21 protein-coding genes and 2 pseudogenes are annotated in these 20,353 nt (G+C 58.7%); 8 read left to right on the top strand and 15 right to left on the bottom strand.

Annotated features, from left to right (window positions below):
* Positions 1-5: 5 nt before the first annotated feature.
* The 3 genes from U1700_RS00210 to U1700_RS00200 form a co-directional block, all read right to left on the bottom strand.
* Positions 6-566, bottom strand: coding sequence for a PEPxxWA-CTERM sorting domain-containing protein (locus U1700_RS00210; protein WP_332751053.1), 561 nt, complete (start codon positions 564-566; stop codon positions 6-8).
* Positions 567-865: 299 nt separating this feature from the next.
* Positions 866-1,477, bottom strand: a complete 612-nt coding sequence (locus U1700_RS00205) for a CAP domain-containing protein (RefSeq protein ID WP_332749134.1) — start codon at positions 1,475-1,477, stop codon at positions 866-868.
* A gap of 302 nt (positions 1,478-1,779) precedes the next feature.
* Positions 1,780-2,874 (bottom strand): sodium:calcium antiporter, encoded by a 1,095-nt coding sequence (locus U1700_RS00200; protein WP_332749132.1) that lies wholly within the window; start codon positions 2,872-2,874, stop codon positions 1,780-1,782.
* A 383-nt stretch (positions 2,875-3,257) separates the two neighbouring features.
* Between U1700_RS00200 and U1700_RS00195 the strand changes: the two genes are divergently transcribed.
* The 3 genes from U1700_RS00195 (at position 3,258) to U1700_RS00185 (ending at position 5,621) form a co-directional block, all read left to right on the top strand.
* Complete coding sequence (locus U1700_RS00195; RefSeq protein ID WP_332749129.1) at positions 3,258-3,641, top strand: hypothetical protein; 384 nt, start codon at positions 3,258-3,260, stop codon at positions 3,639-3,641.
* A gap of 70 nt (positions 3,642-3,711) precedes the next feature.
* Positions 3,712-5,070 carry a DNA modification methylase gene (locus tag U1700_RS00190; RefSeq protein ID WP_332749127.1) on the top strand — a complete coding sequence of 453 codons (1,359 nt, stop codon included), beginning with the start codon at positions 3,712-3,714 and terminating at the stop codon, positions 5,068-5,070.
* Complete coding sequence (locus U1700_RS00185) at positions 5,067-5,621, top strand: DUF5681 domain-containing protein (RefSeq protein ID WP_332749125.1); 555 nt, start codon at positions 5,067-5,069, stop codon at positions 5,619-5,621. Before U1700_RS00190 ends, U1700_RS00185 begins: the two co-directional genes overlap by 4 nt.
* A gap of 48 nt (positions 5,622-5,669) precedes the next feature.
* Here U1700_RS00185 and U1700_RS00180 read toward each other — a convergent pair whose 3' ends face one another.
* Positions 5,670-5,879: a helix-turn-helix domain-containing protein gene (locus U1700_RS00180; RefSeq protein ID WP_332749123.1), complete on the bottom strand. Its 210-nt coding sequence runs from the start codon at positions 5,877-5,879 to the stop codon at positions 5,670-5,672.
* A gap of 114 nt (positions 5,880-5,993) precedes the next feature.
* Here U1700_RS00180 and U1700_RS00175 point away from each other — a divergent pair, with 114 nt between their 5' ends.
* A complete protein-coding gene (locus U1700_RS00175; protein ID WP_332749121.1) occupies positions 5,994-6,617 on the top strand; it encodes a hypothetical protein in 624 nt (207 codons plus the stop codon).
* A gap of 148 nt (positions 6,618-6,765) precedes the next feature.
* Positions 6,766-7,098: a hypothetical protein gene (locus U1700_RS00170; protein ID WP_332749119.1), complete on the top strand. Its 333-nt coding sequence runs from the start codon at positions 6,766-6,768 to the stop codon at positions 7,096-7,098.
* A 452-nt stretch (positions 7,099-7,550) separates the two neighbouring features.
* Here U1700_RS00170 and U1700_RS00165 read toward each other — a convergent pair whose 3' ends face one another.
* Positions 7,551-8,069 (bottom strand): hypothetical protein, encoded by a 519-nt coding sequence (locus tag U1700_RS00165; RefSeq protein WP_332749117.1) that lies wholly within the window; start codon positions 8,067-8,069, stop codon positions 7,551-7,553.
* Positions 8,070-8,248: 179 nt separating this feature from the next.
* On the opposite strand from U1700_RS00165, the gene U1700_RS00160 reads away from it, so the two are divergent.
* Positions 8,249-8,452, top strand: coding sequence for a helix-turn-helix domain-containing protein (locus U1700_RS00160; RefSeq protein ID WP_332749115.1), 204 nt, complete (start codon positions 8,249-8,251; stop codon positions 8,450-8,452).
* 183 nt (positions 8,453-8,635) lie between these two features.
* On the opposite strand, the gene U1700_RS00155 is transcribed toward U1700_RS00160, so the two are convergent.
* The gene (locus U1700_RS00155) at positions 8,636-10,135 is read right to left on the bottom strand and encodes a CYTH and CHAD domain-containing protein (protein ID WP_332749113.1); all 1,500 of its coding nucleotides are present in this window, start codon (positions 10,133-10,135) and stop codon (positions 8,636-8,638) included.
* A gap of 713 nt (positions 10,136-10,848) precedes the next feature.
* Between U1700_RS00155 and U1700_RS00150 the strand changes: the two genes are divergently transcribed.
* On the top strand, positions 10,849-10,995 hold the full coding sequence (locus tag U1700_RS00150) for a hypothetical protein (protein ID WP_332749111.1): 147 nt from the start codon (positions 10,849-10,851) through the stop codon (positions 10,993-10,995).
* A gap of 433 nt (positions 10,996-11,428) precedes the next feature.
* Here the strand turns inward: U1700_RS00150 and U1700_RS00145 are convergent, their stop codons facing one another.
* From U1700_RS00145 to U1700_RS00105, 9 genes and pseudogenes are all read right to left on the bottom strand, one after another.
* Positions 11,429-11,599, bottom strand: a complete 171-nt coding sequence (locus U1700_RS00145) for a TraR/DksA C4-type zinc finger protein (RefSeq protein ID WP_332749109.1) — start codon at positions 11,597-11,599, stop codon at positions 11,429-11,431.
* Positions 11,600-11,720: 121 nt separating this feature from the next.
* Positions 11,721-12,500 carry an SDR family NAD(P)-dependent oxidoreductase gene (locus U1700_RS00140; RefSeq protein WP_332749107.1) on the bottom strand — a complete coding sequence of 260 codons (780 nt, stop codon included), beginning with the start codon at positions 12,498-12,500 and terminating at the stop codon, positions 11,721-11,723.
* Positions 12,493-13,791 carry a zinc-dependent alcohol dehydrogenase gene (locus tag U1700_RS00135; protein WP_332749105.1) on the bottom strand — a complete coding sequence of 433 codons (1,299 nt, stop codon included), beginning with the start codon at positions 13,789-13,791 and terminating at the stop codon, positions 12,493-12,495. Before U1700_RS00135 ends, U1700_RS00140 begins: the two co-directional genes overlap by 8 nt.
* Before the next feature lie 11 nt (positions 13,792-13,802).
* The gene (locus U1700_RS00130; RefSeq protein ID WP_332749103.1) at positions 13,803-14,345 is read right to left on the bottom strand and encodes an SRPBCC family protein; all 543 of its coding nucleotides are present in this window, start codon (positions 14,343-14,345) and stop codon (positions 13,803-13,805) included.
* A gap of 465 nt (positions 14,346-14,810) precedes the next feature.
* On the bottom strand, positions 14,811-15,599 hold the full coding sequence (locus tag U1700_RS00125; RefSeq protein WP_332749101.1) for a Crp/Fnr family transcriptional regulator: 789 nt from the start codon (positions 15,597-15,599) through the stop codon (positions 14,811-14,813).
* Between the two features lie 169 nt (positions 15,600-15,768).
* Positions 15,769-17,051, bottom strand: a pseudogene (locus U1700_RS00120) (Nramp family divalent metal transporter).
* Between the two features lie 158 nt (positions 17,052-17,209).
* Positions 17,210-17,601 (bottom strand): annotated as a pseudogene (locus tag U1700_RS00115) (IS5 family transposase); the annotation flags it as partial.
* A gap of 65 nt (positions 17,602-17,666) precedes the next feature.
* Positions 17,667-18,281, bottom strand: a complete 615-nt coding sequence (locus tag U1700_RS00110) for a flavodoxin family protein (RefSeq protein WP_332749099.1) — start codon at positions 18,279-18,281, stop codon at positions 17,667-17,669.
* A 427-nt stretch (positions 18,282-18,708) separates the two neighbouring features.
* On the bottom strand, positions 18,709-18,909 hold the full coding sequence (locus U1700_RS00105; RefSeq protein WP_332749097.1) for a hypothetical protein: 201 nt from the start codon (positions 18,907-18,909) through the stop codon (positions 18,709-18,711).
* A gap of 127 nt (positions 18,910-19,036) precedes the next feature.
* On the opposite strand from U1700_RS00105, the gene U1700_RS00100 reads away from it, so the two are divergent.
* Positions 19,037-19,840, top strand: coding sequence for a hypothetical protein (locus tag U1700_RS00100; protein WP_332749095.1), 804 nt, complete (start codon positions 19,037-19,039; stop codon positions 19,838-19,840).
* Positions 19,841-20,353: the final 513 nt, after the last annotated feature.

Here is a 20,353-nt window from a genome sequence, read left to right as displayed (position 1 = left end):
CCAGGCTAGGTCGTTGAGGGCGCGTTCAAGACTGTCCCGAAAGTCGTTGGATCGACCTTGCGCAAGGCGCGCCGACGCTTCCGCATGGTGGATCCAAGAAAGCCGAAACCGAAAATCATCATAAGCCAAGTGCCGGGTTCGGGCGCAGCCGGAGCAAAGGAGGCGCTGCCAGCGCCACCGCCACCGCCGCTGCTACCGATGGCAAACGCGGCTGGAAAGGCGGCTAGAAAGGGAAGGGCACTTCCACCAGCAATCGCACCACCACCAACAAAAGCAGCGCTGCTGGTTCCCAGCGCTGGAGCCAGCGCCGTCGCCGGTACAGGAGACCCGGCTTCGGCCAGAACGCTGCTGGTTGCACCAACTGGCGTTTGATTCTCAACGGCAGTTGGCAGCACTGCCGAAACGGGCTTGGGCCGACGCGCGGCGACTTTGGTCGGGCGAACCTGACGTTTTACGACGTGCGCAGCGGCAACCCGCACTGGTCGGTGAGCAGCAACTCGCTTCGCCCGAACTTTGTTAGGCAGGGCGCCGACCGTCCGGGGCCCAGGCGACTGATGCCGTATCATGGCAAGCGGATCTGTCACCCTGTATGCGCTATGCGGAGCGGTTGCACAAAGTTCGGAAGACGTGGCAGCAACGAAAACCGCCAAGGATGCTATTCTTGCCTGCTTTTTCATGAACATAACGCCTCGCTACACAAAGGTGCCCGGGCTTCTGCGCCGTGATGGACGAGTTGAGCACGGCTCCAAAACCAATATCGGAATTCAAACGTCCGACACTTGGCATGGTTGCGTTAAATGAAATTTATCAGCGTTAAAAGAATGAGATGGCGCGTACCGTTATGAAAAGGCGAGAATCGACTTTGCTATTTGCTCGAGGCCACCTGCGGCCGCCGCAAGACCGGCTCGCCCATGACGTTTCCGGGCTCGGCATAACGGCAAACCAGATAATCGAAACTGGCGGACGAATCGATACTGCATCCAACGCGGCGGTTTCCGGGCCAGATAATTTGGGTATAATGGCCAACGTCTTCCCAGTTGCCGGTCGTGCTGACAAAGGGAAAAGTGCCAGCGCGGAACACCGCTCGCTCTGCAAGCCAAGCGTCAACCATGTCGTCGATGGCAAAAGCGCCTCGGGTACCCATCCACAGATTTTCCCCTTGTCCGACGCGGCTTGCGGCCGGCGAATGCTGCCACTTGTCGGTTTTCGCCAAATCCCCCGCATATGTCTGCGCCGCGGCCGCAAGTGCCGGATCCCAAACGAGGTTGCTTAGCCCGAGCGCCGTCCGCTCTCGGTTTTGGTTCAGCATGATCCGGGCTTCAATGCTCAGCGCAGCGCCGCTAAGTCCGGCCGCGCTGACCGGGCCAGTAGCGGACATCAGCCCTAGCGTCAGAAACGCCGTAACAATCAAATTTGGCCATCTCGACATGGCCCAATCGACTACCGACAAAATCTTGCCGGACGGTAAACGGTTCAAGAACAGAATAGCGGGAGAGTGGATGTGCCGGGATTTCCGGCTCGAATGTCCGGAATGCCTTGCTGGCATTCCAGGTGAGTCGGCCTTGTCTTGCGGGGGTCAAATTCCGAGGAGGCCATGTTCTTTATCCTCGGCCAAAAGTAGCCGAGGAGCGAACGCAGAGGCGCCGGTCAGGGACTGGGTCGGTACCGACGTGCGGCTTCTGGCATCCGGCGTCGTCACAGGGAGCGGCACAAACCGGAAGGGAACCGGTCTTTCCGCTTTGTATGCGACCTCTCTTCTGCACGGCCGACCAGCAGTTACTAAGACGGATGAGCGGAGCTTATCGCAAACAGCCCGGCTGTGCCGGCAACATAGAGGATGAGAACGATGATCGAGTCTATCCCCATACCCAAGAACTGGCGCTTGGGACGAAAGATTAGTCCTGCCGCATACACACAGGTCAGAAGGATGCCGAGGCCTGCAAGATAGATATCGCTTGCCTGAGCATCGGGCAGCACGGCCTTGCCGGAAATTAGCACGGCAAGCAGGAAGAGCACTGGGAGAAAGGCATTGCCGCCGAAGATGTCGCTGATGGCAAGTTGGTAATCTTTCATCCTGACGGACGTGATGCCGGTGGACAGCTCGGGCAGCGCGGTTGCGGCCGCAAGAACGGTTGCTCCGAACAGCACGCCGCTAAGGCCGATCGATTTGGCAACCGCCTCGCCGCTACGCTCAAGCAGGACCCCTGCGACAAGAGTTACGACCGCTGCGACAACGAAGACGATGATCACTCGCGCCGTGCTTTCCGATCGTCCAGCCGACGCGCTGTCCTTGACACCGCGAGAATGGCCCTTGGGATTGTCCTGTGAGTCCGGCGCATTTCCGCTGCGCTCATGCCATGGCAGGCTGTCGGCAGCCCGGCTTGAGAGCCATACTCCGCCAATCCAGATTAGCGTGATCAGCACCGTGCCCGGTGTCAATCGAGCGGCGATCAGTGACCCCGGAAGCTGTGTGGACATGATCGCGACGATCAGGACTGCGATGACCAACACGGCCTCGATCACGAGAGAAAGGCTCGCCGCGCGGTAAGAGAGCGGGATTTTCTCTTTCATGGCGATATCCATCGCAACCAGCACCACCGTCTGGATTGCTATGCCGCCAAGAATATTCCCGACGGCAATGCCGAGCTCCCCTGCCAAAGCAGCACTTACTGTGATCGCAATCTCCGGCAGGTTGGTCGCGATTGCCAGGACGATGACGCCACCCAGCGCCTTGCCCATGTGAAGACGCGAGGAAAGGATGTCGGTCGTATCCGCAAGCTTGACGCCCGCGAACCAGATTACGGCTGCGCTCGACGCGAAGATCGCGAGCAAAAACGCGAGAGACAGATGTGAAAACATAGGGCTGAATATCATCAGCGCCGCCGCGGGAATAGCCGAAGCTAGAGCGACTTCCCGAGCGAAACTTTGCTTGGTACTTACAAACTGGATGGCGCGCGACGCAGTCCCGAGCGAACCGGTCTCCCGGCTCCCATACCCTAAGCACAGCGATTTTAGCGTAGTTTTCTGAACCGCGACGTGAGACGTCAACGATTAGAATCTGTATTACAGCACCTTACGGGTCCATACGCTGTCAATTCGCGTAGCGATCGCAAGACTAGTGCATAGGGTACGAACCCAGGGCCGCAGCCTACCGCGCCGCGCGCTTAGCCGACCGCCGGTGGGGGGGCTTGCCGGCGTCAACTCGGCCGCTCTAGCGTCGGCCGACAACGAATCGTCTTTAGTAATCGGAGACAGAAATGATGGCCGAACACCAGAGGCGCCCGCCGGGTCGTCCGCAAAGCATCAACATGGACATCGAATTATACGGCTATGTTCGAGGCGAACTGGCGAACGGCCGCACTCTGTCCGACATCGCCAAGGGCGGTTTCGCCGTTTACTCGCACGTCTCTAGTGTCTCCCGAGGTAAGTTCGTGTTGCTGCGCGATATCAAGGACCAGTACTTCGAAGCGATGTATCGCGCGATAGAGGAGCGCCTTCGCCCCCCGTTCGCAAAACGCGTCGGCGGCCGGTTTCATAGCACCCCTGTTCTGTCCGACGGGATGTTATCGCTCGAAGCCAGCCGATCGGTCTCGACACCTCGCCAGCCCGGGCGTCCGAATAAGAAAAGTCGCTCGCGATGATTTAGGGGGTTTTCAAGTCCAATTTTCTTAGTTCACTGGGTTTCCCTCACTGATTCACTGAGGGGTTACAATGACACAGTTTGGAACGGAATTTCCCGGCAACGGCTGGGCGGGGCATAATAGATCAACGATCGACGAGGTCGCCGTGGGCGACCTCGTCATCGACCCGGATGACCCGTGGAAACACAAGCAGGAGGACGTTGAGCGCGCGGTGCCCTTCGTCAAAAGTTATGCCGCGAACCACGTCCTGCCGGTGATGATCGACGAACATAACAACGTCATCAGCGGCTCTGCCTTCGTTGAGGCTGGGATAAGGGCCAGGATCAAGCGTTTTCGTGTCGTCCGCCAGGTGTTTCCCGATGTGACCCAGCGCAAGCTGTTCTCGGTCGCAAGCAACAAGATCCTGTCGACCGGGTTCTGGGATGGGGAGGCGCTGGCGAAGATCGTCCTAGAGTTCGAAAAGTCGATCGAAGACTTTTCACACGACCTGATCGCGTTTCCGCCGGGCTTGCTCGATAAACTCATTGGCGGCAGCATCTCGAGCGCAGGTGCGGATGATCTTCCGATAACGAAGACGCTCAACCCTGTGTCGGCGATCGGCCGCGTCTGGCTTGCTGGCCCGCACCGCATCATGTGCGGGAACGCTACCGACAGTCGGACGCTCGCCATCCTCATGATGGGGCAGCTTGCTGCAGCGGTGTGTTCTGATCCGCCGTTCGGCTGCCCGGTAGACGGCTTCGTATCGTCGAAGGGCAAGCATCGGGAATTTGTCCAGGCGTCGGGCGAGATGACCGAGGCTGAACTGCTCGAGTTCTTCCGGCAGCTTTGCCTTGCGCTGTCGGCGGTCATCCGCCCCGGAGCACTGGTCTACCTGTTCATCGACTGGCGAAGCCTTCACCTGTTGCTGGCAGCAGGACGCGAGGTGTTTGGCAAGCTGGTCAACCTTTGCGTCTGGTCCAAGGACCGCGGCGGGATGGGCAGCTTCTACCGCTCGCAGCATGAGCTGGTGCTGATTTTCCAACAGCCCGGCGCGAAGCACGCGAACAACATCCAACTTGGCAAGCACGGTGTGAACCGGACCAACGTCTGGTCGTACCCGTCGGCGGCGTCGAGCCGGAAGGGACGTGAGGGGGACCTGCTCAAGAGTCACCCGACGCCGAAGATTGTCGAGATGATCGGCGATGCGATGCTCGACTGCACTGTTCGAGGCGAGATCATCGTCGACACCTTTCTCGGCTCGGGAACCTCGCTAATTGCCGCCGAGCGAACTGGACGGATCTGCTTCGGGATGGATCTGGACCCGTTGTACGTCGATCTCGCCATTCGCCGCTGGCAGGCCTGGACCGGGGAGAATGCGGTCGATGCCGAAACGGGTGAGACGTTCGACTTCCTTGCGCAGCGCGTGAACGAAGGGGAGCGCGGACGATGAGCGAGGATGATTATAAAGTCGGTCGTGGACGTCCGCCAAAGCACACGCGGTTCGTGAAGGGGGAGTCTGGCAACAAGGGGCGCAAGAAGAAGCGGCCCGAGTTTCAGGCCGAGATGATCGCGCGCATTCGTGACGAGCAGGTCACGATCAATGGTGTGAAGATGAGCTTGTTCGAAGTGGCAACGCGTAGCGTCTTCACAAACACGATCAAACGGGGACATCCGCGCGACCTCACCGCGCTGTTCGCCCTGCTCGACAAATACGGGGCAATGCCGAAGGGCGAGGCTGCTGCGGAGTCGAAGGCTGCGTCGGAACGTGTGATGTCAACGATTAAGGAGCACGTCGAGAGAGCCCTTGATATCGACCCAGACGATGTCGTGGCTCTCGACAAGCTCAAGGGAGAAGAAGCGGCGATTGTCATGAAGTGCGCCAACTGCTCGCCATCTCTGCGCGAACGGTGGAACCTGCCCGACCGACGGGCGCTGGGTGAACGCTACGGCAATAGCGGGCTGCAAAACGATGTCGAAGTGCTGAAAAAGGTCAAAGGCTAGTGGCAAGCAGGCGGCGCCGGACAGGGCGTCGCCTCCTCCCTTTGATGCTCAATTGATCACGAGCAAGTCCGATGCAGCGACGCCAAGCGCGTCAGCCAGTTTTTGCACGATAGTTATCGTCGGGTTGCGAGCGCCGCGCTCGATGTCGGATATGTAGGTTCGGTGGATGTGCGCCTCGAAGGCGAACTTCTCCTGGCTAAGGCCCTTTGCCTCGCGCAGGCGACGCAGGTTCCGACCGAGGCACTCGCGAATATCCACCCGCGCCTTGTTCGGCCGTGTCGCCTATCAATCTACAGACGAAGAGTGACAATCGACCTGACTTAGGTTCCCGCCGAAGTCTCAGGGCTGTCACTGATCATCGACAGGGGTGGCATGGACGCGTTCGAGCAGCTTGCGGCCGACATCTTCTGGAACGAGGGCTACTGGGTCCGCACGAGCGTCAAGGTCGAGCTGACCCGAGACGAGAAGATCAAAATCGGTAAGCATTCGACGCCCCGTTGGGAGATCGACCTGATCGCCTATCGAGCGACGACCAACGAGCTCCTCGCGCTCGAGTGCAAAAGCTACCTCGACTCCGGTGGGGTGCATGCCGCCCATTTCACGCCCGGCCACAAGCTGGCCGGCCGCTACAAGCTCTTCAATAATGCACTTCTGCGAAATACCGTGCTCGAGCGACTTGGGCTTCAATCCGTCGAGCGCGGCCTGTGCCTCAGTAACGTGACTGTGAAGCTTGGCCTGATTTATGGCCACGCGACAAAGGGCAATGCCGCCGCGCTAAAGCTCAAGTTCGAAGAGGCGGGCTGGGCTCTGTATGACGCTGACTGGCTGTTCGGGCACCTCCAGCAGATGGCCGCTGGCAGCTACGAGAACAGCACGGCGGCGGTGGTCGCAAAGATGCTCCTTCGGTCCGAACGAGCCAGTCTTCGCCGAACGGCAAAGACCGCTCTCAAAAACGACTCTCTTGAGCTGGCTGACCGATTAAGCATGCCCGAATAAATATTCGCTACCCATTTTCGACTTGACTTGCCGTCACAGGCGGAGCGTTGTCACTGAGACTGATCGTCGACAGGCCGGGCACCGCCCGAAGCAGCCGTGACCGAGGTCAAATCCCAAAACGAAAGGAACGACCATGCGATGGTCTTACGTGGCCGATCTCGGCCAAAACGGTGCGCTCGACTGGGGCGGAACCAACACCGGGAATATCCCGGTTTGCGGAAAATACCTGCCAGATTTTCAGGACACCAAACTCTACATGACCATCAGCTGGCATGCGCAAAAGGGCAATTACGAAGGACGAGCGGTCGACTGGGGCGCCGAAGCGATCAAGGTCGATGGGCTGCAGATCCTCGAAATCCTAGAGGGATGCTACGGCGACCTCGATCAACACCGCCCGGAAAGCGAGGTGAGCAAGCTCGCTGACTTCGCCCGAGGCCTGCCTCCCGGCAAACAAATGGCACTGATCGCCTGCTCAATGTAACCTGATACGAAGCGCCGCCTGATCGGGATCCTGCGAGAGCTCGGCAGGATCGCCAGCGACAGCACTTGCGGCCCAATTTGACTAGGTGGCGTCAGCGGCTCCTTCATCGGAAAGTCAACCAGAACTGGGGCTTATGCTGAGTATACCCCGCCACAAAGTGCGTTCGTCCCATGTCCCGAGAGACGCTGCCCAGTCAGACGGCGAGAAGCTTTAACGCTTGGACGAGCAAAAGACTCTCAGTTTACGTTTCGGCGGTCGTGGTCTGGAACGGGACGTTGAGCGGCTAAAGGAACTCAAGGCGTGAGTTACAGGGTAGCGCAAATAACCGCGCCGCCCTTTTTTTCGCGGCCTTGGTGCCGCCGCGACGCGTCGTTCTTCGATTTGGGGCATCCACCCGGCAAAAAACAATCGTGACGAGAGGTTCCCTAGCAGTCGACTGGCGGGCCTTCCCATCAGTGGATCAGTCTCCCGACGCCCGTCACATCGAACAGCATCTTGTGCGCGCAGTTCCTGTTCCATGCCGCGGCGCCTTGCGTTGGATCACCGTCCTTCACCAGCATATGCTCGAGATTCAGTCCGCCAAAGCCGTTCTGGGCGCGGTAAGTCATGCAGATGACGCTTCCATCGTCGCTTGCCCGTATCGACTTGAACGTCAGCGATTCCGGATTGCGCAGGCTGGCTTTCAAAGCTCGTGCCGACAGGTAGGCGGCATAGTCGCGGGCTTTCTCTTGCTTGACGGCTGGGTCATCCGCAGCTGCCGCCGCGTTGATCGCTGGCGGCGCCGACCCCTGCGTAAGGACGCCGACCCCGACAAGCACGGCGAACCCGATACCCAGCTTTTTCGGAAGCGACACGCGCTTATGATCTCCTGCGGCACGTCGAAAAATCTTGCGATCGACGCCGCATCCGGGACACGATCTTGCCTCGCTACTGACAGCGCTGCCGCACTCGCCGCACGCCATCATCGCCATGAGGAGGAGCTCCTTGCCTCATTGGCGCGACGCTCGGTCGGTTTGATCGCAATCGCTGTCATCTGCCCTCACCCTACTGCCTATGAGTGACATCACAATGCGGGAACGAGCCGGACAGTCAACTTGAATGTCACTGATCGTCTGTAGATCGATGATCGACACCGGCGTCATTGCGGGGCGTGGATATTCGCAAGCGCCTTGGTTCGAACCTCAAGCGGCTGCGCCTCGAAAAAGGCTGGAGTCAGGAGGACTTTGCGGATCGTGCCGGCATCCACCGTACCTACGTCAGCGACATCGAACGGGCGGCCAGAAACCCGACAATCACGATCGTCGAAAAGCTCGCCAAGCCACTGCAAGTGAGCGCGTCGGCTTTGTTGGAATGATGGCTCTTGCGGGCGCTCTGGGATTGGCTATTTCAGCCACGCGGTTAACAGACGTGTCACCGCGATCAAGATGCGCGTCGATCGACACCCTAGCCCCCAAATTAGCTTCTGCAACGTTCCGATGAAGCTTGGGAGCGGCAGCACGCCATGAAGGCAAATTCGAGTCAATCAGCGCAATCCATTTTAGGAATGGCGCGTCTCTGACGAGGCGCCCGGTTCCGCTTTGCGCCAGAACCGTTTTGCATCGACGAGCGCGTCATGGGCACTTTCCGCGGTGTCCAGCAACTTTCCCTTGTCGCCGGGGAAGAGCAAAGCGACGGCGCTGGATTCATCACCGATGCCAAGCGTGGTGAGGACATCGCTCGCTGCGGCCATATCGTTGAGCGCTCCCAACTGTTCCTGCAACGCTTCCATCACGCCGACAAAATGCTTGTACTGGCGCCGCTCGCGCTTGCGATCGAATAGCGCTGTGAAAAATTCGGCAGCATAACGCAGCTTCTTGGCCTCCCTGCGGACCTTATGCCGTGCTTCATCCTCCGCCGCTGCCAGATCGCGACCGTGCTTCTTTACTTTGTGACGAAAACGATCGAGCGCCGCGCTGGCAAAGTCTCGTGACGGCTGATCGCGAAAGTCGTTGGTGCTGGATACTGCTAGCCAAGCCCCGCTCGCGGTCCACTGCGCCAGATCGAGCATCAGCCGACGCACGCGGGAGGACATCAGGACCTGATTGACCCGGGCATAGGCCAGCTGGTGCGCAGTCGCGAGCCGATCGTGCAAATCACCAGGCGGCGCGCGGTCGAGCATGACGTCGAGGTTTCGCGCTTCGCCAAGCTCGCACGCAAGCCAGCGCACCTCATCGTTGAGCTGCGCACTGTCATCGTCGACGAGCATCGCCTCGAATATGGAGAAAGCCGACCTCAGCCGGCGCAGCGCGACGCGCGCCTGATGCAAGACCTCGGGCTTGGGCCCCGCGATCATCAGGTCTTCGTTCCGCCGGAAATGGCGCAGGCAGGTCTGTACGATATGCTGGAACGCCTGCGCCGCTGTCATGTCGGGCTTCAACGCAATCCGCTCGGCCTTGAACACCGTTGCGACGGTATCGATCAGGGCATAGCCGCGCTCGGCCTTGGTCATGACGCCGAGCCGGATGGGCACTACCGCATCGAGCTTGCGAGCAAACGCGAACAACGCCGCGGCGTCGCCGTCTTTCAGTTCCAGCTCGACTTCACAGATCGGCGAGCGGCGATCCTCCGCCACGACGACCTCGCCGCGGTCGATGACGAGCTCGATGGTCGCATCACCTTCGTGCACAATCCACGCGCTTCGCTCGACATGAACTTCAAAGACGGGTGCAAGGTCGGCGACCCGCTCGCCGAGGAGCGCTTGGATGGGCGTGGTGTCGTCGACGATTGGCGTATCGTCGAGCACCTCCCGTTCCCATTCTGAACGGTCGAACAGACCAGCAGCGTTGGCGCCGTAGGCCTTTACCGTCTGGATCCGCTGGCTACCCGAACGGCGGATGCGCAAGGACAGCCCGGCCTTGACCAGAGAGTGATCGGGGGTGTCGAAGTAGATCGACCGTTGCCGCGAATTATTCGGCGTGACCCCACGCGAGGCCCAAACCTCCAGGCCATCGGCGTCCTCTGGCTTCAGTAGGAGTTTTAGTTCGATTTCGTTGGGCATTGTGTTCCCTGAACGGCCCCATGGCAAAGGCTCTCTGAACCTGACTGTATCTTACCGGCCGTATTGATGCTCTGAAAAGCATCGAACTCGCGCGGCAATATGTGGCATGATCTCAGAATAGATCGTCTTCGGACGCGGTGATTATCCAGGCGCTCCGGCCCTGCAGGAGTCGGAACGCCTCAGATCTTTTACAGGTTATTTTGTAGCAGAACCGGCCGAACTTGACACCGGAACCTATCGTATGAAATCCGTGCCGGAATTCGTGACGCAAGCTTTAGGTCAGCGCCTTGGCTTTGGCGTCCGCCCACTTCTTACCAGGGTCTCCGCCCCACAGTAGCCACGCGATAAAACCGGCCGACGGATCAACGTTGGAATTCCAATTATGGTGCTTGTCTTCCGGTCGATCGCATCTCGCGCAAAATAGCTGTGAATCGACTTCACATCAGTTTCGTTCAAGTCGGCGCGTTGGGCAAGTTGGTGTGCCCGACTAACGCCGACTTCGGTGCCACCGCGTCCGAACTTCTCCCGCAGGCGCAAGCCGCGAAGAGCCGCGGACGCCATCTGCTGGTTCGGCTTGAATGTCTGGTCCGGCATCACACTCTCCACGGCTTCCTAGCCCACTCAACGGATGCGACAGTGAGATGTTTCCGGGGAACGGTCGTTATCCACGATGGTTGTAAAGGGGCGGAAGGCTTGTCGGGTGGAGTAGTGCGATGACAGAGAAAAAGGGCCACGGTAGTGCCACCGCCCAGAAGGCGAATGCGGCGGCGGCGAAGGAAGGTAAGAAGAACCCGCGTACATCTTCCGCTGCGCAATCCAAGTTGGGCAAGAAGGGGGGAAAGGCGGCCACCAAAGCCTGACTACTTTATTCGTCGACCCGGCCTCAGTGGCCCCTCCCGATCCGCCAGAGACACCGGACGGACGCTATATCGTCGTTAAGGTCCGCTTGTGACGGGATGCAAACCTGCCCTGTCAGCAGTGGACCGCAACGCGCGGGTTTCAAATCATTTGGATGCAGGGCAGGCAATGCCCGGTCAAACCGTGCTGGCAAACTCGATGAAGTTTCGCAGCGAACGCGCCGCTGTCGATGCGGCCACACGAGAACTTGGCGAGCGGGGGCCACCGCGGTGGAACGACGGCGCACTCAATCTCAATCGCCACTTGGTCTAGAAGACGCCTTTTGCGCGCCGGTACTGTTCAATCTCTCTTTGGGAGTATGAATGACAGACGCCTCCGCGAGCAAGACCGGCTGGACGATATCAGCATATCGAAATCATCCTAAAGCGCGTATTTTCAGCGCAAATGACTGTCCTTGTTCCCGCGACGATTGATGGCTGAGTTAATCACTGTCCGATCGCGGTGTGTCTGACATGCGACGCATGTCCGGACTCCAGACAAGGCCACTTGCCGCTCCCTAGGGATATCTTCCCCGCAATCGTCGCAGTCCGTTGATCCGGTGCCCACGCCAACAGAGCACGGGCCGCTTTTACGACATCCCTGATTGTGTCATCGATCTGACTGTGAACCGCGCCGTTGCGTGTCTGTCTGCCATCCATTCAGTTGTCCGTTTTCGCGTGGTCGACACTCAGTCTTCCGCGCTACCCGGCTCCGCCTGCTTGCGGTGCATCTCGGCAGTTCGGGCTTCGCTCAGAAGCCCGGAAGCAACGCCCGACGCCTTGTTCATCAGCCCGTCGACGACGGCGTGCTCGCCCTTTAGCATCGCTTCCCAGCCCGTCTTTGCGGTATCGGCCGGGTCAGCTTTTTTGGACTGTGCCACCTTCGTGTCGTCCATGTTGGCCCGGTGAAAGAATTCGGTTTCGGTTGCACCTGGCTTCAGGCAAGTGACGGTAACGCCCGTGTCCTTCAGTTCGTTACCCAGCGCCGCAGCAAAGCTGTCGACAAAGGCTTTCGAGCCATTGTAGACGGCGTGGAAAGCGCCTGCCACATGGCCTGCGATCGACCCGGTTATGATCACCTTGCCTTCACCGCGCTCGACCATCTTTTTAACGATCGGCTGGATCAGCAACAGAGTGCCGGTGATGTTCGTCTCGACGACATGCCGCCAGTCCGCGCTGTCCTGATCGAGGAAGCCGCCACCGAGACCATGGCCGGCATTGGCGACGAGCACGTCGACCGAACGGCCGTGCACCGCCTCTATTAACCGGTCCACTCCTTGAGAAGTGGAAAGGTCTGCTTCAATCGAAGTGACCTCCACGCCGAGGCTCTTTAGCCCGGCACCAGCATCCACGAACGGAGTGTCGGCAGCGACCAGAAGGTCATAGCCATCCGCCGCCGCGAGTTTCGCAATTTCAAGCCCGATGCCGCTCGATGCACCCGTGACAATGGCAAATTTACGATCAGACATTTGCGAGTTCCTTATACAATGGCTTGACTTGGGGACCCTGCGCGGTCGCCGCGGCTGCAAGATCAGGACGGGTCAGCGACGCATTGCGCGGCCCCACCCGTTGCGGGTCATTCTGCGCAAATTCGGGCTTCAATACGATCTTTGTGTAGCTGTCCTGCTCGTCGTGCCAGTGACGATACATTTTGGGCCCATGCTCGAGGCTGGCATGGTGCGAGATCATGAAGGTCGTATCGATCTTGCCCTCGCCAATCAGGTCGAGCAGTGGACGCGTGTATTTCTGGACATGGGTCTGGCCACTTTTCACGGTCAGCCCTTTTTCCATCAGCGCGCCCAGTGGGAATTTGTCGACGAACCCGCCATAGACGCCCGGAATCGACACACGCCCGCCCTTGCGACACGCCAGGATCATCTGGCGCAACGCATGAGGCCGGTCGGTACCAAGGAAAGTATGCGCCTTGACCGTGTCCAGCACATTGTCGACGGTCATGCCGTGGCTTTCCATGCCGACGCAATCGATCACCGCGTCGGGCCCGATCCCCCCGGTAAGTTCGGACAGCGCCTGAAGGAGGTTGACCTCCGGATAGTTGATGACCGTCGCACCTAGGCTCTTTGCGAGCGCCAGCCGGCTCGGGTAATGGTCGATGGCGATGACGCGCTCGGCCCCCATGATCAGCGCCGATTGGATCGCGAATAGTCCGACGGGACCACAGCCCCAAACCGCAATTGTGTCCCCACGCTCGATTTGGGCGTTCTCCGCCGCCATCCAGCCTGTTGGCAGGATATCAGACAGGAACAGGACTTCGTCGTCGGGGAGGCCGTCAGGAATTACGATCGGGCCGACGTCGCTGAACGGCACACGAACATATTCCGCTTGCCCTCCGGCATAGCCGCCAGTCAGGTGGGCATAGCCGAATGCCGCGCCCATTGAATGGCCCATCAGCGTCTCGGAGAGGTCTGCGGTTTCGGCCGGGTTTCCGTTGTCGCAGGCGCTATACTGTTCCTTGCCGCAGAAAAAGCATCCGCCGCATGCGATAGTGAACGGGACGACGACGCGCTGACCCTTTTGAAGAGTCGATTTGGCCCCGACCTCGACCACTTCGCCCATGAATTCATGGCCGAGCACGTCGCCCGAGCGCATCGACGGGATGTATCCGTCGTAGAGGTGAAGGTCGGACCCGCAAATCGCCGTAGACGTAACCTTGAGAATCGCGTCACGCGGATTGACGATTTCGGGATCGGGGATCGAATCAACGCGAACGTCGTGACGGCCATGCCAGGTTAGGGCGCGCATGCTAATTTCTCCTAGACGCGGGATTCGGTAGGGGATTCGCTCTTGCGCGCGGACGGCGAGGCGTTGGTCGTGACCTCGCCCGTCTCCATGAGTTGCTTGAAGCGGCGCAGGTCGTGACGCACCTGGATATTGGGCTCGCGCGCAAACAACTTCGCTGCAAGCTGGCCTATTCGTCCGCCAGGTGGATCGTAGGACATGACCAGGCTGACCAACGTACCGCGATCTCCGGCATCCTGAAACTCGACTTGGCCTTTGGTTTTTATGTCGCTTTCCGGCAGGCTTTCCCAGGCGATCTTGCGATCCGGGATATCCTCGCGGATGCGGGTTATGAGCGTTACCGACGTCCCGGCTGGCGCCTTGATCGTCCAGCGGGAGTTGCCAAGTTCGTCCCGCTCGATCGCTCGGACGTTTTCCATAAAATCGCTGAAGCGCGGGAAATTCTTCCACTGGGCATAAAGTTCGTCAGGCCGGCGGTTAATCAATAGCGTTTTACCTACCACCGGCCGATCGCCCTGCACCGCCTTGAGCAACGTCCAGGCGGGCACTTCGCTCATCGTTGCGTCAGCGTCTTGATCGCGACTCTTACGGGACAGGAGAAACGCAGTAGCGCCAGCCGCCGCGGCTATGCCCCCGACAACAAGTAGATTTTGCGCGGTCGAATGCTGGCCCATCGATCTTGCCACTTGGCGCCTCCTAAGCTGGTCGGGCCGCAGCGACTTCGCAAGTGCGCCCGTGCAGACCCAACAGCTTGATGGGGCTCACGTTCCTCGAACGTGGACCGAAAGTCTTTTTTCCATGGATGTGGGAGCCCAGATTTTGGGCCTCAGATTTTCCGCCAACGCGCTTGCCGCCGTCCCTCGCTAGCATTTCACATCAAGTAAGGAACTTTAACGTGTGGAAGAAAACCTTGGCTGACTCGATCCTCGGTTTGAGACCTATCTGGCTTGCACGCGAAGTGGCTTCGATTGACCAGACCAATTCATCGAACCTCCGATTTGAATGCGCGGGCAGTTCAATATCTACGCAGAAATGCAGATATGCGACGTTTCAAAGGAACCCGGATAAACCGCCTTCGAGAAATCGCGGGGAAAGTTAGCAACCATTTCTTTATTGCTCACCCCTGCAAGCGCCCGAAGCGCTTCTGGTTCAATGACTTCGAGCCAGTCATAGCCAACCCGGATCAGTCCTTCCAACTGAAATTTGCTCATAACCTTGTTCACTTGAACCGCGCTTCGACCAAGGGATGCGGCTAACATCCTCTGGCCGATGGGTAAGTTGAACTTGCCGTTCACGCACGCCCCGGAGCGGAGAGATCGCTCATGAAATTCGGTCAAGAGAAGAGCCACGCTTCCAGTGGTAGACCCAAGGATCAATCGAGTCAGATGGTCGAGGAGTAGGTGATGATTGCGACGGCTGCTTTGCTCGATCATCGCAGAAGAATTTGGAGACAGCGCTCCGCCATCCTGGGTCAGCGTCGACGCATCAACCGTCCGGACGGGGGTGAGGCAAACCAGTTCGCAGTTCCGCATGATAAACAAGGGTGGCACGATGAAATCGCCGGGCATCAGAAACAGAAAGATTAACCGTCTTCCGTTGTCAGCATGGCGCAGCCAGGCAGCCCATCCACTGGTGATCAACCGAACGCCTTGATCAGCATCGATCTTACTGTTTGACGGATGATGGTGCGTGGACCGCCACAGGCCAAGGATCGTTGCTTCTTCCTCGATTGCCAGCGTTTCGCCGAACGAAGCCTGGTCGACAAACTGTTGCAGATGGACCCGCTCTGCTCGCTGATGATGAATCTGCACGTCAATTCCTCGTGTCGGATGCCTCGTTGACGGTCGTCTTGGCTAGACGGCACAGCCGCGTGGAGCGGCGCCGAAGGCGTGCAGTTCGAGGCGTTTCCTCGTCGATGTATTAACCGTTCTTATCGACAATGGTTGCGGTAGGGTGGGCGAAAGCAAAGATAACGACTGCCTAAGCGATCAGGTAAAAGAGCAACGTTAGGTTGAGACCAATGAGCAGCGCCGCAATCGCCCATGCAAGCAACTTCAGGAAAAGCGGGTTCACAAGGCCGCCCATCAAATCGCGATCACTGGTCATCTTTACCAAGGGCACTACCGCGAAAGGGAGCTGAAGACTGAGTATCACCTGACTGGCAATAAGCAGCCGTGTCGCTCCTGCCCCGCCGGCGATCATCACCACAATGACCGCCGGGATAATTGCCAAGCCCCTAGTGACAAGCCTGCGCAGCCAGCTTGGAAGTTTAAGATCCAGAAAGCCCTCGACCACTGACCTGCCGCCAACAACGCCGCAGCGAATAGCACACTGGCGACCGAAGCGCCGAGCATTGGGTTCAAAAGATGATAAGCATCACTGAGGTCTGCGATGTCCGTCCGGCCGGCGACATGGAACGCCGATGCAGCCAGGATCAGAATCGCCGCATTGATCATGAGTGCGAATCCGAGCGCAATGCTGCTGTCGAGCGTCGCTAATTTGACTGCCTCGCGCTTTCCTTCAACGCTTCTTTCGAACCGCCTGGTCTGGACGATTGACGAGTGAAGGTAGAGGTTGTGGGGCATGACCGTTGCGCCGACGATCCCAATGGCGATGTAAAGCATCGCGGGGTCAGTGACGATGCGGAGGGTAGGGACAATGCCTCGAGCTACCGCTCCCCATGCGGGGTTTGACAGGACAAGCTCCACCGCGAAGCAGCCTGCGATCACGAGTAGCAAGACGACGATGAAAGCCTCGAGCTTGCGAAAGCCTTGGTTTTGAAGCGTCAGGATAAGGAATACATCGAGTGCGGTCAGTACTACTCCCCCCGTCAGCGGCAATCCGAACAGGAGGTTGAGTGCAATTGCGGTGCCTAGAACCTCGGCTAGATCGCAAGCGACGATCGCCAGTTCGCACATGAACCAAAGCGCGATATTCACGCGGGGAGAATAGGTCGCACGACACGCTTGCGCGAGATCCATGCCCGTCGCGATGCCAAGCTTTGCGGCGAGCGCTTGAAGCACCATGGCGAGTAGGCTTGAAAAAAGAATAACCGACAGAAGAGCATAACCGTATGCAGATCCGCCAGCGAGGTCGGTCGCCCAATTGCCCGGATCCATGTAGCCGACCGCGATAAGGTAGCCGGGCCCAGCGAATGCAGCCATCTTGCGCCAGAACGTCGCCCCGCTGGGTACCACAATTGAACGGTGGGATTGCCCGAGCGACGGTCGATGATTGTGCGGATGCCCAAGCTTCGGATCCATCGACGGATTGAGCCCTACCGCTGGCGGCGGCGGCATTCAGGTGGTCTTTTCAAGTTTCATTGTGCGTGAACGCGGCGTTCCCGTGAGTGAGTTCCCTGCCGGCCGACGTGAAAACAAAACTCGTATATAATGTTACACGGCCAGCTTAAATAGTCGACAATGACCGCGTGGATCTTGGTCGTGAGGCCGCCCCGCGAGCGACCGAGACAATGATCTCGACCCCCCTTTTTGCCGTCGCAACCTGCTGGTGCGCCCGGATAGAAGTACTGTCGATCATCTGGATATCACTGTCGTAAGCAACCGTGATGGCGTCCATCTACCGATCCCACACCCCTGTTCTGCGCCAGCGCACGAAGCGATTGTAGCAGGTCGTGCGTGGGCCGTAGCGGTCGGGCAGATCGCGCCACGGCGCATCCGAACGCAGCACCCAGAAAATGCCGTTAAGCACCCGCCGGTCATCGACGCGCGGCACACCTCTCGGTTTGTTGGGCAGAAGTGGCTCGATCACGCGCCATTCGAAGTCGGTCAGGTCATATCGGCTCATGCCGATCCTGAATCAGAAAACGACGCTCGGGGAATCCCGCTTATGGGTTCACGACCTAGTTCATATGGGTCTTAGGGCTGCCCTAGATAGTTTCCCGACTGTAATGCCTTCGCTAGATGTGCGGCGTTAGATGCGGTCATCATAGCAGCATCAGAAATGACCTTGGGGACGTTTGGCAAATCCTTGAAGTCCGTTTTGTGCATGGCTTCGCCGACCCAATAACAAGCGGCCGCAGCAGGGATGGTCCAACCGACGTCGTTCAGGGCTTGAAAGATAGCGGCGGTACAAAAGTGCGCGCCATCTTCGTTGCCGACGATAGCGCAGATGGCGACCTTACCATAGGCGGGCGTCCGGCCGCGGTCGTCGGTCTCGCTCAGAAAGGCGTCCATCCGCTCAAGCACGCGCTTGGCGATAGATGAGGGTTGGCCCATCCAGATCGGCCCACCAAAGATGAGAATATCTGCCGCGAGAATCCTGGAACGAAGCGCGGGCCAGGCATCGCCTTCGCCTTCATCGGATTTGACCCCCGGAAAAATATTGTGATCGGCTAGGCGAATCGTCCCCGCGAACTCAACGCCCACTTTCTTCAGCTCAGCCGTGATGAGTTCTATCATCTTATCAGTCGAACTGGGCTCGTCCGAGGATTTCTTAAGCGACGAGTTCAGCGCGATGGCCTTGAGCGGCATGATTGTTCCTTTTGGATTTGCACCCAACGAACCATCCAACTTAGGTTAGGTTGCAGACGAACGACGCCTCACACTCTTTGGCGGCAGCCGCAGGCTATTGCGGATGTCGACTTTATAGATACGGTCCGGGCGTACCCACGATATCATTTACGTTGACGCAGACTGGTCCAAATATTTTAAAAACCCTGCTTACGAAACGGGCGAGTCATACGTTTTCGAGGGTCGGCACCTGGCAATCTCCCGGAGTAATAAAATACGCGGTAGTAAAACTTACGACTGGCTTGGGCGCAAGCGGCTGCTCACGCTCTGGCAAGCTTACGTCCGCTTAAGCTGTGGCAGCGTCCGCAAGCCGACTGTGGCAGACCGCCCACTTCCAGCCGCGCGGCACACGTGCGGACGATGCCAAAAGCCGTCGGTCGGCAATCGACTACTTTTCCCGTCGTTTGCCGCATTTACCTGCGATGTTGGGTGCTCGGGCGAGAGCATCGAACGGGTCGAGCCAGTCGGGATTGCCGTTCTCGATCAGCGCTAATTCCACGCCCGCCGTTACCGTTCTATGCGCTTTTAAAGTCCAATGCAGTCTTAGATTGTATCGCCGCGTTCCGTCCAGACCGGCGGGTGAGGCCATAGCAGCGGCGGAAGTCGGAACCGTCGCCTTCGCGATTCTGCGCTACAACCTCTCATCGCGGTGAACGGCTTCTGCACAGATCACGGTTACGACGATTGATACGATAGCGTTTTGATCCGGCAGTTTCGTGTGCTATTTTTTGACATGCGAACGTTGTGACGTCGAACGGGAGACGATGATGTCGAAACAACTAATTGCCTTGGTTGCCACGGTCGTTGTGCCCTTTTCCGCGCTGGCTCAGGCGCAGCGTCCGCCGGTCGTGCCCAATGCGGTCTTTGCGTCAGAAATGACGTGCTCGATCTCCAGCGAAGGCGGTGTCTCGAGCCTTGATTACAGTTTTGGTGCATCGAATGCCGGCTCAATGCCCTCTAAGGGCGGCATGAGCGCCGATCGCGAACGGGGCAATTGGGACCTTGCCCCCGGCAAAGGCAGGATTGTCGATGTAACCCTGCAGGTGATATCGAGCCCGTCATCCAATGGCGGACCGCCGACAGTGACCGCGCACGCAATCAACACCAAGGGCATGGGGTCGGGCAATCCTTCCAGTGGTGACGGGACGCAGTTGTCGCCGCAAGTTTGCTCGCATGCCATCAAAAGCAAGGGGGCGGGTGGCCCAGATGCACGTGCCACGCCAGCGATTATGGGGGGGGATAACAGGCGGAGTAATCGCTTGCCGCATCAATCCTGGCAAGGGCGTGACCATCTTCAATCCGCCGCCGCCGCCGATCCCCGACAAAGTGTCGATGCAGGACTTTCACTTCGTCAATTCGAGCGAGGCCGACCGGATGGCGGCGGCTGGGCCTGGCGGCGGACCGCACGTAAAGGCGATTGCCTGCAGCAGCGGCGATGGCGTACCGGGTTCGGTCTCAATGTTGCTGCTGCCCTCGGTACAGAAGTAACAGGCGCTAAAGTCAGCTACTCCGCTGGCTAGGCAATCCGATTTTTTTTGCCGGTTGAATTTCAAAAGTAGTCCGTCGCGTTCCTTATAACTGCTTTAGATCATTTCGATAAAAAAGCGGACAGTCAGCTCCCCACCCAATTCCAGCCGTCCGTTGCTGATTGACGGGCGCCGGAAGCATTCGGTTCACTACCGACCCAATTGCGGACATTAGGCACTTGTTAAATACCAAGGTCTTGAGGACGTTTATTTTCGCCGCTTTGTTGGCTCTCGTCGGCTGTTCGGCAGTCGAGAACAGCTTCACCGTAGAGCGTGATAAGGGAGCCGTGACAGCGGCTGACCTTATCCTGTGCGGCTCGACAACGCCTCTACAGCAGCGGGGCGGGCGTTTTACCGTCAGCAAGCCAATCGGTTGCGAGGGCAGCGGACGCATCCGGCTGACCTACGCGTCGGGCCATGAACAGGACTGTCTAGTTGGATATGTTACGCCCGGAGCCAAACAGGATTTTAGGTTCCGTGCGAGCGAAGTGGGTTGCCAGCCCTTGG

It is taken from the genome of Sphingomonas sp. RB1R13, assembly GCF_036663775.1.
Taxonomy (GTDB): Bacteria; Pseudomonadota; Alphaproteobacteria; order Sphingomonadales; family Sphingomonadaceae; genus Sphingomicrobium.
Note: the sequence above shows the minus strand (reverse complement) of the source record. Positions and strands in the feature narration are given on the sequence as shown.